This window comes from Bacteroidota bacterium (assembly GCA_038746285.1).
Taxonomy (GTDB): Bacteria; Bacteroidota; Rhodothermia; order Rhodothermales; family JANQRZ01; genus JANQRZ01.
Map to the genome: position 1 here is coordinate 1 of JBCDKT010000042.1, position 13,637 is coordinate 13,637.

The 13,637-nt window shown below is 70.6% G+C and carries 12 protein-coding genes; 6 read left to right on the forward strand and 6 right to left on the reverse strand.

Features of this window, described 5'->3' with window-relative positions; genetic code table 11:
• From AAGI91_12940 to AAGI91_12950, 3 genes are all read left to right on the forward strand, one after another.
• A partial coding sequence (locus AAGI91_12940) for a tetratricopeptide repeat protein (GenBank protein ID MEM1043521.1) occupies positions 1–1,551 on the forward strand: 1,551 nt, incomplete at its 5' end.
• A gap of 215 nt (positions 1,552–1,766) precedes the next feature.
• On the forward strand, positions 1,767–2,462 hold the full coding sequence (locus tag AAGI91_12945; GenBank protein ID MEM1043522.1) for a DUF2461 domain-containing protein: 696 nt from the start codon (positions 1,767–1,769) through the stop codon (positions 2,460–2,462).
• 251 nt (positions 2,463–2,713) lie between these two features.
• Positions 2,714–3,382: a hypothetical protein gene (locus AAGI91_12950; protein ID MEM1043523.1), complete on the forward strand. Its 669-nt coding sequence runs from the start codon at positions 2,714–2,716 to the stop codon at positions 3,380–3,382.
• Between the two features lie 79 nt (positions 3,383–3,461).
• Here the strand turns inward: AAGI91_12950 and AAGI91_12955 are convergent, their stop codons facing one another.
• The 4 genes from AAGI91_12955 to AAGI91_12970 all read right to left on the reverse strand — a co-directional run bounded on the left by AAGI91_12955 (position 3,462) and on the right by AAGI91_12970 (position 6,158).
• Positions 3,462–3,827: a nuclear transport factor 2 family protein gene (locus tag AAGI91_12955; protein MEM1043524.1), complete on the reverse strand. Its 366-nt coding sequence runs from the start codon at positions 3,825–3,827 to the stop codon at positions 3,462–3,464.
• A 137-nt stretch (positions 3,828–3,964) separates the two neighbouring features.
• Positions 3,965–4,234, reverse strand: a complete 270-nt coding sequence (locus AAGI91_12960; GenBank protein MEM1043525.1) for a NifU family protein — start codon at positions 4,232–4,234, stop codon at positions 3,965–3,967.
• A 35-nt stretch (positions 4,235–4,269) separates the two neighbouring features.
• Positions 4,270–5,136, reverse strand: coding sequence for an Mrp/NBP35 family ATP-binding protein (locus AAGI91_12965; GenBank protein ID MEM1043526.1), 867 nt, complete (start codon positions 5,134–5,136; stop codon positions 4,270–4,272).
• A gap of 119 nt (positions 5,137–5,255) precedes the next feature.
• On the reverse strand, positions 5,256–6,158 hold the full coding sequence (locus tag AAGI91_12970; GenBank protein MEM1043527.1) for an exopolyphosphatase: 903 nt from the start codon (positions 6,156–6,158) through the stop codon (positions 5,256–5,258).
• 159 nt (positions 6,159–6,317) lie between these two features.
• On the opposite strand from AAGI91_12970, the gene AAGI91_12975 reads away from it, so the two are divergent.
• The gene (locus AAGI91_12975; GenBank protein MEM1043528.1) at positions 6,318–7,886 is read left to right on the forward strand and encodes a T9SS type A sorting domain-containing protein; all 1,569 of its coding nucleotides are present in this window, start codon (positions 6,318–6,320) and stop codon (positions 7,884–7,886) included.
• A gap of 27 nt (positions 7,887–7,913) precedes the next feature.
• Here the strand turns inward: AAGI91_12975 and prmA are convergent, their stop codons facing one another.
• Together prmA and AAGI91_12985 are read right to left on the reverse strand one after the other, a co-directional pair.
• Entirely contained in the window at positions 7,914–8,750 is an 837-nt protein-coding gene (gene prmA / locus AAGI91_12980; GenBank protein ID MEM1043529.1) for a 50S ribosomal protein L11 methyltransferase, read from the reverse strand.
• Positions 8,751–8,778: 28 nt separating this feature from the next.
• Complete coding sequence (locus tag AAGI91_12985; protein ID MEM1043530.1) at positions 8,779–10,629, reverse strand: hypothetical protein; 1,851 nt, start codon at positions 10,627–10,629, stop codon at positions 8,779–8,781.
• Positions 10,630–10,872: 243 nt separating this feature from the next.
• On the opposite strand from AAGI91_12985, the gene AAGI91_12990 reads away from it, so the two are divergent.
• Positions 10,873–13,107 (forward strand): GAF domain-containing SpoIIE family protein phosphatase, encoded by a 2,235-nt coding sequence (locus AAGI91_12990; protein ID MEM1043531.1) that lies wholly within the window; start codon positions 10,873–10,875, stop codon positions 13,105–13,107.
• Between the two features lie 159 nt (positions 13,108–13,266).
• The gene (locus AAGI91_12995; GenBank protein ID MEM1043532.1) at positions 13,267–13,635 is read left to right on the forward strand and encodes an STAS domain-containing protein; all 369 of its coding nucleotides are present in this window, start codon (positions 13,267–13,269) and stop codon (positions 13,633–13,635) included.
• Positions 13,636–13,637: the final 2 nt, after the last annotated feature.

Sequence of the window (13,637 nt, forward strand, 5' to 3'; positions counted from 1 at the left end):
ACGACGGCGACCGATGTCTACGCCCTCGGCGTGGTGCTCTACGAACTCCTCGCCGGGCAGCGGCCCTACGACGTCGCGGGCCTCTCGCCGAGCGAGGTCGAACGGACGATCTGCGACACGGCCCCGACCCGCCCCTCGGCCGCCATACAGGCGGCGGAGCGGCCGGTCGACCGGTCGCTGCGGGGCGACCTCGACACGATCGTGCTCAAGGCGCTGGCCAAAGAGCCGGGGCAGCGCTACGCAACGGCCGACGCCCTGGCGGCGGACCTGAGACGGTACCTGGCCGGCGAGCCGGTGGCGGCGCAGCCGGCGACAGCGGGGTATCGGGCCCGCAAGTTCGTCGCCCGCCACCGGACGAGTGTGACTGTAGCCGCGCTCCTGAGCCTGGCGCTCCTCGTCGGCCTCGGGTCGGTCCTCTGGCAGGGGCGGATCGCAGCCCTCGAGCGGGACCGGGCCGAGGCAGCGGCCGACCAGGCCACGGCCGTCACGGCGTTTCTCCGCTCGACGCTCGCCGCGGCCAAGCCCCGCGAGGGCCAGGCGGTGCCGCCCTCCGAACTGCGCATCGTGGACGCCCTGCGCCCGGCCGCCGCGGCCGCCGCCGACGCGTTCCCGGAGCAGCCCGAGGTCCGCGCGGCGGTCCTTCACACCCTCGGCGAGACCTACCTCGAACTCGGCCTCTACGACGAGGCCGAGGCCCCGCTCCGTGCGGCGCTCGCCCTGCGCGACTCGTTCCACCTCGGCCCTCACCCGGAGCGCATCGAGACCCTGGATGCCCTCGGCCTGCTCGGCCTGTGGGAGCCCACCATCACCGGAGCCGACTCGTTCTACCTGCGCAGCCTCGACCTGCGCCGCCAGCGCTACGGGCAGCAGAGCGCCGAGTACGCCGTCGGGCTCGCGCGGCAGACCGAGCGCCTGCTGGAGTACGGAGATCCTGCCGAAGCGGTCGCCGTCGCTGAAGAGGCCGTCGGCGCGGCACTCGCCGCGGCGGGGCCTCGGTCCGAGGCTATGGGCGAGGCGCTCTTCGTGCTCGGCACCACGCGGATGCGCGTCGAGCGCTACGCCGCGGCCGACTCGGCGCTGAGCGCGCTGCTCAACCTCGCCCTCGAAATCACCCCGCCCTCCGACCCCCGGCTTGGGGAACTGCATGCCGTGCTCGGGGCCACGCGGATTTTGCGGGGCCAGCCCGAACGTGCTGAGCCGGTGCTGCGCCGCGTGCTCGACTTCCGCACGGCGCGCTACGACCCCGGCCACCCGTACCTCGCCGAAGCGCAGCAGCTCTACGCCATCGTGCTCGCCGAAGAGGGCCGCTACGGCGAGGCCGAGCAGCTTCTCCGCACCGCCCTCCCAACGCTCGCCACGGGCAACCCGTACTCCTTCAGTGCCCCCCTCGCTGTGGCCGAGCTAGCCGCTGTCGGGGCCGCGCAGGGACGCCCGGTGGCGCTCGACAGCCTGCGCGCGGCCGTCGACGCGCTCGGCGAGAGCCTGGGGCCGGAGCACGCCTGGACGCGCCGCGCGGCCGGTCACCTCGCTGCGGTGCAGCGCAGCCCCTGACACCCCCTCGGCACCCCGACTCCGTAGCTTAGAGACTGTTTGGTGAGCAGCCGGAGGCGAGAGCGTGCGAGTGGGGCGGCGGCTAGGAGCCTGAAGCAGATGATGCACGAGCATCAGCGATGCCAGGCGACACCGCCGCCGTGCCTGCGCAGCCGCTCGTAGCCCGGAAGTCGTCTTACCAAACAGTCTCTTACCCCTCCACCCATCTTCTCGCCATGCCGCTGACCGACTTCCCACCCTTCCCCGGCTTCCGCGCCGAGGGCCTCGCCTTCCTCCGCGCCCTCAAGCAGCGCAACGAGCGCGACTGGTTCAAGCCCCGCAAGCAGACCTTCGACGACGAACTGCAGTGGCCCATGCGCTGCCTCGTCGCCGACTTCGCCCGGCGCGCGCCGCTCCACGGCCTCCCGCTCACCGCCGACCCCAAGCGGTCGCTGTTCCGCATCTACCGCGACACGCGGTTCTCGAAGAACAAGCAGCCGTACAAGACCCACGTCTCGGCCGTCCTCTCGCGCAGCGGTGGGCGCAAGGACCCCGGCAGCGTCTACCTCCACGTCGAGCCGGGTGCGTCGTTCATCGCTGGCGGCTACTGGCGGCCCGAGACCGCCCTCGTCCGCCGCTGGCGCGCGCGCATGGTCGCCGACCCCGGCGGCTTTCTGGAGATGACCGGTGCGATGGAGGCGGCGGGTCTCCCCGTCTCGGCGCGGGAGTCGCTCAAGCGGATGCCGCGCGGCTTCGAGGCCGAGCCGGACTCCGAGATCGCCGAGTGGCTGAAGGCGAAGTCACTCATCGTCCAGCGCGCCGTGCGCGACGACGAACTCGGCGACCCGGCGTTTACGGATACCGTCGTCGAGACGGCGCGCGCGATGCTGCCGCTGCTGGCCTTCGGCTGGGAGGCGATGGAGCCGGCGTGAGCGGGCTCGGGTCAGAGGGGTGGCTGCCCGACCTTGCACATCTGCCCATTTCGAAGGCGAATCAGCAGGTCGCCCCGCCGGTCCTTGACGTCACGCTCGCCCTCGCCGATCTCTACGACGGCGTCGCCTTCCGCTCGGCCGCTTGCGTTTGAGGCTGCGGCGCGCTATGTTAGGAACTCTTGTCTCCCACGTTTGCCGGACGTTCCATCGCTCTTGGTACCGCCATTTCGTCTCGTCTAACTCCTGGTACCATGAACCGACTCCCGCTCTTCCTCGCGCTCGCCGCTCTCACCCTCGCGGCCTGCGACTCGAACGACCCCGCACCGCCGTCCGCAGACGACCTCGCGCCAGCGACCCTGCTGCCGCTCGACATCGGCAACCGCTGGATCACGGACTTCGTCCGCACCGACGCCGACGGAAACGTCACCGAGCAGACGGCCGATACGCTCACCGTCGTCCGCGACACCGTGCTCGCCGGTGAGACGTGGTTCCGCATAGAGGGCACCCTCGGCTCCGCGTCCATTCCCGACGGGTGGTACGCGAACCGCGAGGACGGCGTCTGGAAGTGGAACGATCTTGAAAACGACGAGGCCTACCTCATCTACCAGTTCCCGGCAGACGAGGGCGACGCCTACCGCATCCCCGGACGCGCCGGCTTCGAGGTCACCGTCGCCGACGCTGACTTCCCGGTCGAGACCTCGCAGGGCACGTTCTCGGGCATCCTCTACGAGTGGGACACGGAGGAAGCGTACGGCTTCCCCGTCAGCGAAGGCGCAGGCCGATTCGACCGCGTGATGATTCCGGGTCGAGGCTTCGGCTTCATTGGCTGCTCGTACCTCAGCAGCCGGGGCGACCCGAACGGTCTCGTCGTATCGCAGCGCCTCGACTGGGACGTGGTCGCCTTCGAGACGGCCCCCTGACTTCCCGCTAACCCTAGCGAACACGCCCCGGCTGCCATCGCGGCGGCCGGGGCGCTGTGTCTTGCGGGGACCGGCCGGTTTAGCCGTGGTAGAAGGTCTCGCGGACGATCTGGCCGTCCTTCCACTCCTGCACGGCGACCTGCTCCATGCGGGTGTCGTCGCCGTAGGCGGCGTGGTCGAAGTGCATGAACCACTCCGAGAAGGCGGTGCCGCTGCCCTCGCCGGTCTCGTGGACGGCCGAGTTGCGGACCTCGGCCCCGTGGAAGGCGGTGATGCCGCCGACGAACTGCTTCTCGTGCTCGCGGTTCACGTCCTTGCCGCGGCGGTGGTCCTGGTTGTTGTCGCTCATCACGACGTCCTCGGCGTAGTACTTCTCGAACGCGTCGAGGATCTCGCCGCTGAGGATCATCTGGTTGAGCGTGTCTACGTGCTGGCGGAGGGACATGGGATCAGGGGGTTGGTAGTACGAAGCGATAGGCAATTAATCGTTGTAACAAATAAATGTTCCAGGCCGCTATCCAAGCACGAAGCCCCGACCGCCTTTGCCGGCAGCCGGGGCTCTCTTCTGTCTGTGTCTGTGCCCTACATCGCGGCCGGCGTGACGGCCTCGACGCGGGTGACCTCGGGCACGGAGCGCTTGAGCGCCTGCTCGATCCCGGCGCGGAGGGTCATCATGCTCATCGGGCACGTCCCGCACGCGCCGAGCAGCTCGAGCTCGACCACGAAGCTGTCGGTGACGTTCTGGAGGCGGACGCTCCCGCCATCGGCCATCAGGTAGGGCCGGATCTGGTCGAGCGTCTCTTCGATGCGCTGGTGGAGCGCGGGGTCGGTATGAGTGACAGCGTCAGGCATGAGTGCAAGATAGTACGTCCTGCGCGGACGGAGGTTCAGCGGTAGAGGATTTCAATCGGCTGCGTCGCCGGCAGGTCGGCGTTGCGGACCGCGACCTGCTCGGCGGCGTGCTCGGCGATGCGCCGGAACGCCTGCGCGCTCGCGCTCTCCGGCTGGGCGGTCACGATCGGCGTGCCGCGGTCGCCCGCCTCGCGCGTGGCTTGCTCGATGGGGACTTCGCCGAGGAGTGGGAGGCCCAGGTCTTCGGCGAGCCGCCGCGCCCCGCCCTGGCCGAAGAGGTAGTACTTCCGCTCCGGCATGTCGGGCGGCGTAAAGTACGCCATGTTCTCGACCACCCCGAGCACCGGCACGTTGACGTTGCCGAACATCGCGACGCCTTTGCGCGCGTCCGCGAGCGCCACCTCCTGCGGTGTCGAGACGATCACGGCCCCGGTCAGCGGAGCGGTCTGGACAATCGTGAGCTGGATGTCCCCAGTGCCAGGCGGGAGGTCGAGGATGAGGTAGTCGAGCGCGCCCCAGTCGGCGTCGTTCAGGAACTGGCGGACGGCGGACGACACCATCGGGCCGCGCCAGACGACGGCCTGGGTCTCGTCGACGAGGAAGCCCATCGAGAGGAGCTTGACGCCGTGCTTTTGCAGCGGAATGATCTTGCGCTTCTCGTTCACGCGCGGCTTCTCGCCCGGCCCCACCCCGAACATCAGCGGGACGGACGGGCCGTAGATGTCGGTGTCGGCCAGGCCGACGGCCGCGCCCTGCTCGGCGAGGGCGACCGCGAGGTTGGCGGCCACCGTGCTCTTGCCGACGCCGCCCTTGCCGCTCGCCACGGCGATGATGTTCTTGACCCCGCCGGGGCCGGGCGGCTGCGGCGCGGCCCCCGGCTTGCTCGTCTCGTTCCGTGCCATGATCTCAGTTCTTGCGTGTCGAGACAGCGGTTCACGGCAGCCACCGCCGCCGGTTCCTTGCAAACGACGAAGGTCGAGTGACGAATGACGAACGGGCACCCGTCACGATTCGTCGCTCGTCATTCGTCGCTCGTCGCTTGCTCCATCCACCGGAGCGCGAGGCCGTGGCGCAGCCCGCGCGGGCTCGGGCGGACGGCCTCGAACCCGAACCGCTGCATAAATGCGTCGAGGAGGAGGAGGCCGGCGGCGTAGACGTCGGACCGGCCGGCGAGGAGGTCCGGGTGGACAGCGAGCACCTCGGCGGCGGACAGGCCGAGGAGCCGGTCGCGCCACGCCCGCACCGTCGCAGCGGTGACCGGAGCCGTCGGCTCCTGCCGATGTACGAGCGCGCCGAGGACGCGGACCGTCCCCGACGAGCCGAGGAGCGGGAGCGACGCCTCGACGCGCAGACCGGAGAAAGCCTCGGCGGCGAAGGCCTCGGCTTGCTGCACGGCCTCGGCCGACGGCGGCAGCTCAGGGAAGTGCCGCTCGGTCAGGCGGACGGAGCCAATGTCCACGCTCCTCCGGCGCGGCTCGCCCTCGGCAGCGCGTCCGGCGACGACCTCGGTCGAGCCGCCGCCGATGTCGATCACGCAGACGCGGTCGAGGTCGGGGTAGGCCGAGCAGGCGGCGCGGAAGGTCCAGAGCGCCTCCTCCTCGCCCGAGATCACCTGGTAGTCCAGGCCGAGCCGCGCGGCCTGTTCCGTCAACTCGCCGAGGTTGCGGGCGTCGCGCGAGGCGCTCGTCGCGCCGATCACGACGTGCTCGGCCCCGAGGTCGTCGGCGATGGCCTTGTAGTCGGTCAGCGCAGCTATGACGCGCTGCATCGCCTCGGGCGCGAGGCGGTGCTCGGCATCTACGCCCTGCCCGAGTCGGACGTAGCGGTCGGCCTCGCGGACGACCTCCAGCCGCCCGCCGCCGACGTCGGCCACGAGCAGGAGCGCGGTGTTGGTGCCCACGTCGATCGTGGCGATGCGGGTCATGGGGAGGGAGTCAGTCGTCGGGAGGTCGAGAGATGAGGGCTCAGGCGCTGAATCACATCATCATGCGATTGAACGCGGAGGCGGTGGGGTGCACCTTGACGCTGAGCCGGACCGCGCAGCGAGCCGGTGCGGAATCTACATCAACCCAGCCTCAGACCGATGCGCCGACTGCTTCTGCTCCCGCTCCTCCTCGCGCTGCCCGCTGCAGCGCAGACCGACGTGATCCCCAACGCCAGCTTCGACGTGTGGAGCGCCCTCGACCCCGCCGGATGGCTCGCGAGCAACGATGCGGAGATGACATTCCGCACCGTGGACCCAGTGGCCGATGCCCGCAGTGGACCCCTCGCTGCGCAGATGAGCGTGACCCCCGTGCCGGGCTTTCCCCAGATCCCGATCCCTCCGGCGATGGAAACGTGCGCGCCCTCGGCGGTCTGCCGGGACAACCCGGAGTTTGAGAACGCCGCCTTCCCGGTCTCGCAGCGGCACGAAGCCTTCTGCGGCTACTACAAGGCTTCGCTGCTGGACGGTGACAAGATCCTGCTCGGGACGTTCATGACGGTCGGCGATGAAGAACCCGTCGCCGTTCTAAACCAGGCTACGGGGGACGGCTTCATCACCGAGAACGCCGCCGACTGGACCCGATTCATCAAGCCCTTCACCTACGTCTCCGACGAGACGCCGACCGATGGGGTGGTCGTGTTCTCGATTGTCGCCGGGAGCTTTCCGAGCCAGGACGTGCCCACGGTCGGCTCGACGGCAACGTTGGACGACCTGTACTACTGCAACCTCGACGGCGCGCCGACCGGGGGCGGCGATGGCGGCCTCGACAGCGGCGACGCGCTCCTCATCATCGACGACGCCGGCGACCCAGCCTTCGCCGACCTGAACGTCGAGGGCCTGCTCGGCTCGCTCGGCTTCGACGTGCTCGTGCGCTCCGACGAAGCGGCGACGAACGCCGACGCCGACGACAAAGCGATCATCCTGATCTCCGGCTCGGTCGATCCCGCCGTGCTGACGGCGGGCTACGACCAGACGGCTGTGCCGCTCATCCTCTGGGAGCCGGCGTTGTATGGCGACCTGCGCCTCACCGCCGCCTCGGCCTTCGGCTCGACGGGCGCGGTGACGGACGTGGAGATCACGAACGAGGACCACCCGATTGCCGTCGGCTTCGCGCTCGGCGACACGACGGTCTACGCCCTCGCCTCGCCGATGACGTTCGGGCAGCCGGGCGGCGACGCGGTCACGGTCGGGACCGCCGACGGGCAGGCCGTGCTCTTCGCCTACGACGACGGCGCGGCGATGGCGAGCGGCACGGCTCCGGCCCGCCGCGTCGGGTTCTTCGCCGACAACGACGGCCTGGGCGAGGCGACCGGCGCGGGCATCCAACTCCTGGAGAACGCCATCATCTGGGCCGCCGACCTCGACCTGCCGGTAGCCTCGGATCCCGTTCCGGGTGCGACGCCGAGCACGCTCACCCTCACGGCTAATTTTCCCAACCCGTTCGCCGCTTCGACGACGCTAGAGTATGCGCTGCCCGAGGCCGGTCCCGTCTCGCTCGCGGTCTACGACGCACTGGGCCGCCGCGTGGCCGTACTCACTGACGAGACACAGGCGGCAGGCCGGTACCGGGCCGCGTGGAACGCTGGCGGCCTCGCAGCAGGCGTTTACCTCGCGGTGCTCCGAGCGGGCGGGCAGGTGCAGACGCGCCGGATGCTGCTGATGCGATGATTCATCTGTAGGGGCGACCGGTCGCCCCTACTTCGTCGCTACCACGCTCCACCATTCGTTTTCGGTGGCCTCGTCGTACAGCGTCAGTCCGGCGTCGCGGACGGCGGCCGTCATCGTGTCGCGGTCTGTCCGCAGCAGGCCGGCGAGGACGAGCCGCCCGCCCGGTGCGAGCTTCGCCGCGAGGCCGGGCAGCATCGCCTCCAGCGCGTTGCGGTTGATGTTGGCGAAGGCGAGGTCGAACCCCACCTCGGGCACCACGTCGAGCGCGCCCTCGCGGACCTCGAACTGCCCGGCGGCACCGTTCAGGAGTGCGTTCTCGGCGGCGTTCGCCCGCGCCCAGGGGTCGATGTCGAACCCGATGGCGGCGGCGGCCCCGAGCTTGAGCGCAGCGAGGGCGAGGACGCCCGTGCCGGTGCCCGCGTCGAGGACCTGCTCGCCGCCCCGGACGAGGCCCGGTAGGAACCGGAGCACGAGCCGCGTGCTCTCGTGGTAGCCCGTCCCGAAGCTCATTTTCGGATCGATCTCCAAGAGCAGCTTGTCCGCGTGCTCGGGCGGGACCTCGGCCCAGGTCGGCTTGACGAGGAAGCGGCCGACGGCATGCGGGCGGATGGTGGCCTCCCAGCGCGCGTTCCAGTTCTCGTCGCGCATCATCCGCTCCTCGAACGCGTCGTCGGGGAGGCCGTGGGCGCGGAACCAGCGCTCGATCTCCTCGCGGCTCGCGGCGCTCCAGCGGTTGGCGGGGACGTAGGCGCGGATCTGCCCGTCTTCCTCGGTGAAGCTCTCGAAGTCCAGGTCCGACAGTTCGGCGATGAGGAACTCGTGGTAGCGGTCCGGGAGGCGGAGGACCAGTTCAACCGTTTTCATGGGCGAGGCGTGGAGAGAGGGCGATCCCCTACGCATCGCGGACCGCCGGGTTCGCCGGGGCCGGCGGCGGCGGGGGCACCGCGCTGGACGTGTCGGCTACGGCCGGCGGCGCGGGCGGCGGTGGCGCGGCCCGCTCGACCGTGATCCCCCACGCCGATGGGTCGGTCGGCGACCCCTCGTTGAAGCGGCCGAAGGCGTGCGAGTCGTCGGTCTTGAAATGCACCGTGTAGGTTCCCGCCGGGAGTCGGACCGTGCCGTCGAACACTCGGTTCTTGCGCGCTCCCCCGCCCGAGCGCGTGTTGGAGCGCGTCATCTCCCAGACGTGGTCGTCCTCGCTCGTGATCCACCCGTAGTCGAACCGGCCCGAGGGGAGGATTTCGCCGAGGGCGTAGACGCGCAGGTCGGTCTCCTCGTCGAGCGTGAAGGTCCGCTCGACCTGCTGGTCGTTGCCGAGCGGGGCAAGGCGGATCGGTAGTTCGGCGGTGCCGGAGGCGGGGAGCGAGGCGGGGCCACCATGCTCGCGCTCGCTGCGGCGGTCGACGGCGACGGGCGCGAAGCGGGGGTTGAGAGCGAAGAGGGTGACGCCCCAGCGCTCGGGGCGCTCCGGCTCGTCGCCGTGCCAGCCGTCGGGGCTGTGGCTGCCGTCGGTCTCGACGTGGAGCGTGTAGCGACCGGGGGCGAGCGTGAGACTCGCCTCCTCGATCCGGTTGCGGTCGGCACCCCCGGCGTGCCGCGTGCGCGCGTGGTCCATCTCCCAGACGACCCCTTCGCCGTCCCGAATGAGCCAGGCGTAGTCGTACGACGAACTCCGGGTCATCTCGCCCGCAGCGTAGACCCAGGCCTGGAGCGGCGCGTCGAGCGTGAACATCGCCGTCTCCAGGGCGTCGTCGCCCACGCCGGTCATCTCGACCACCTTCGGGAGGCTGTTCCACGGGTCGAAGGCGGCGACGCTTTCCGGCTCGGCGTAGAGAAACAGCCCGTAGGCGGCAGGGTCGAGCGGCGGGTTGGCGCGCCAGCGGCCCGGATGGTGGGAGCCGTCGGCCTCGAACGTGGCGCGGTAGAGGCCCGGCGCGAGGGCGAGGGTGCCGCTGGACCGGCGGTTCTTGACGGAGCCGCCGGCCCACGCGGTGTTGGCGTCGTCCATCGTCCAGACCCGCTCGCCCGTCGAGAGGTTGTCGATCCAGCCTGTGTCGACGGGACCGTTGAAGATCTCGCCCGTCGCCTCGACCCGCACCTGCGCGGGCCGGCGCACCTCGAAGACGTGCGAGCGGACCTCGCCCCGGTCGGCATCGGCGCTGGCCCAGACGAGGTCCGGGCCGGAGGGCGTGGCGTCGCGCGCGTCGCCTTCGAGCTCGCGGACCCCGACGCCGGGGGAACCGGCGAGGTAAAATCGGAAGCGCCACTTGCTTGCGTCTGAGGTCCACGCCCGGTTGCCGAAGCGGAGGAGCTGGGCCAGGCGCTCGCCGAAGGAGTCCTCGCCCCGGACCCGCAGGAGGGGGTCGCCGTAGCTGGTGAAGTAGGCGTCGTAGGTCCCGGCCGCGAGCGTGAGCGTGTCGGCGGCGAGGGCGAGGGTGCCGCGCTCGCGCGCCGCGTTCTGGGCTGTCATCTGCCAGACTACGCCCCGGTCCTCGCGGCGGACGACCCACCCGTAGGCCGCCAGCGCCGAGTCCGTCTCGAACGACCCAGTCGCCGAGACCGCGATGCGGGTCGGCCGGTCCAGCCGGAACGCCTTGTGGCGAAGTTCGTCGGCGTCCCAGCCCTCGCCGAAGTCCACGAAGCCGCGCTCGTCGCCGGGGGCGATGCAGGCTCGGATCACGAGCCCGCCGCCGAGCGCGCAGAGCACGGCGAGCAGAAAGCGGGAGACGCTGCGACGCGTCATAGGACGAAGGCTAGCGGGCAATGAGACCGGGACGTGTCCGGGCTCTACGGGGGCGTAGCGGGGAAGTTACCCCCTCGTCCCGGACGCGGCAGCGCTATATTGCGGCTGCGTCCCGCGCGCTCTGGCGCCCGTGAACCGGGGCCTCCGTGCAACATCGAGGCCGGTTCGCTGCAACATCGAGGCCGGTTCGCTCGATACGCATACGGTCTGCCCGTCCACTCGCCCGAGGCCCCGCTGCCCACCGTGCCGCTCCCGTCGCTCTCGATCGCGCACGTCCGCCCTGCCCTGACGGCGGGACGCGCACGCCGGGTGCTCCTGTGGGCGCTCGTCGGGCTGGGCTTCGCCCTCCTGGTGGTCTACCACCTCGGCATCACGTCGGTCGGCGAGCCGCCGTCGCAGATGACGCTGGTGCTGGTCAACCTCAGCGTGGTGGCGTGCGTCGCGCTCGCAGCGCTGCTCCTGGCGGACACTCTGGGGAGCCGGAGCTACAACCCGGTGCGGGCACTGTGGCATCCGTTCATCGCGGCCGTGCTCGGCCTCGGCGTCGCCGCCGGCTCGACGACGCTGGCCGGGAGCATCTCGGTGGACCCCCTCACCGGCGTACCGGACGGGTTCTCGGACGTCTTCCAGATCAGCACGATCGCCATCGTCGACGTCGCCGTAGCGCTCGTGCTGCTGTTCTCGCTGCGGACCCTCGTGCTCTTCAAGCGCACCGCCGGGAGCGTCCGCAACTGGCGCGGCATGCTCGTCACGATGGCGATTGCGTCACTCGCCCTCGTCGGCACGGGCGCGACAGACGCGGCCAACGAGAACTGGGTCCACATCGCGCTCGCCGTCGTCGCGGTCCTGGCGATGGTGTTCAACGCCTTCCGGCTGGCCTGGATCGTCTACCTCCCGTTCCGGCAGAAGATGATCACGCTCGGGCTGTGCATCGGGCTGATCGTGCTGCTCGGGCTCCTGCTGGACTACGCCGGGCGCGGCGTCGAGAGCAGCGCGGACCTCGGGGCGGGCTTTTACATCGACGACCTCGCCCTGACGGCGGTGTTCTCGCACCCCCTGAGCCAGTTCATCCGGCTGTCGTTCGGGTTCGGCATCCTGTACGCGGCGACGGCCGTCCTCTCGCTGCTGTTCCACCTCCCGACGGCGGCGGCGCTCCAGCAGAAGACGGGCGAGATGGAGGCCCTCCAGGCCCTCGCTCGCCTCTCGGGCGAGGTCTTCGACCGCGACAAGCTCGTCGACACGATCGCCGGGGCCCCAGTCGAGGCTGGGGTGGCGCAGGCGGCGTGGCTCGCGCTGATCGACGAGGACAGCGGCTCGCTCACGCCCCGGATCACGGCCGCGCTCGGCCTGACGCCGGTCCAGATCAAGGCCCTCACCGACTACGAATCCCTCGCCCGCGACGCCCTCGACGCGGGCGCGCCGCTGCTGCTGCGCCAGGCCCCGGCCGACCACCGCGTCCGCGCCCGCCCGGGCGACGGGCTGGGCAGCCTCCTCGTGCTCCCGCTCGTGGCCCACGCCGAGCCAATGGGGGCGCTCTTCGCCACGCGCGCCGTCTCCGAGGGCTTCGAGGAAGACGATGTGGACGCCCTCGCCACCTTCGCCGGGCAGGCCGCGCTCGCCCTGAGCAACGCCGACCTCTTCGCCGAGCGCCTCGAGCGCGAGCGCCTCGAGCGCGAACTGGCCATCGCCCGCGAGGTGCAGCAGCGCCTCCTCCCCCAGCATCTGCCAGACCTCGACGGCGTGTCGCTCTCGGCCACGAGCGTCCCCGCGCAAGAGGTCTGCGGCGACTACTACGACTTCGTCCGCATCGGCCCGCACTGCCTCGGCGTGATCGTCGGCGACGTATCGGGCAAGGGCACGAGCGCGGCATTCTACATGGCCGAGCTGAAGGGCATCTTCCAGTCGGCCAGCCGCCTGACGCAGTCGCCCGCCGAGCTGCTGAGCCAGGCCAACGAGGCCCTCGCTGGGTCGCTCGGGAAGAACGCGTTCATCACGGCCGTCTACGGCATCCTGAACACCGAGGACGGCGTGTTCACCTTTGCCCGCGCCGGGCACTGCCCCGTCGCGCTTGCCCGCGCCGACGGGAGCGTCTCATTGCTGCGCGCCGGCGGCCTCGGCCTCGGGATGGACCGGGGGCCACTCTTCCGCAGGGCCCTCACCGAGGAGCAGGTCCACCTCCGGCCCGGCGACACGTTCGTGCTCTACAGCGACGGTCTCGTCGAGACGCGCGACCGCGCCGGGACGGGCGAGGAGTACGGCTACGACCGCCTCGCCGCGGCGGTCGCCAAGCACCGCGCGCTCGCCCCGAAGCCGCTGCGCGACGCCCTCCTGTCCGACCTCTACCGGTTCGCCGGGCACGACACCTGGGGCGACGACCTGACGCTCGTCGTCGTCAAGTGGGACGGCGCGGCGACGCCGACCTCCGAGGGCACCCTCACCACCCACGCTGCTCAAGACTCCCCACCGACCCGGCCGTGACAGAAAATCAGAGAAGAGAAAATAGAGGGTAGAAGATGGCGTCTAGGCTCACGCCTTTCCCTCCACTCTCCATCTTCTCTTGTCTATCCTCCATATGCTCGACACGAGACGTCTTGAACCAGCGCTCGTTGTGCCTCTCACCCTCCAACGCAATCAACTGTGAGTTCCTTTTCCGTCACCTTCCGCTCGCCCGACGCCGCGCCGGAGCGCGGCAGCGTCTGCGTGCTCGACCTGAAGGGCGAGCTCGACGCCCACACGTCCGGCGAGCTCGAGGCCGCCTTCCAGAAGTGCATCGACGACGAGCGCCCGCGCATCGTGGTCCACGGCGGCGACCTCCAGTACATCTCGTCGGCCGGCCTCGGCGTCTTCATGGCCTACATCGAGGAGGTCCGTGAGCAGGGCGGCGATATCAAGATCGCCGCGCTCCAGCCCCGCGTCTACAACGTCTTCGACCTGCTCGGCTTCCCCGTCCTCTTCGACATCACCGACTCCGAGGCCGAGGCCGTTGAGCGCTTCGACGCTGCCTGACC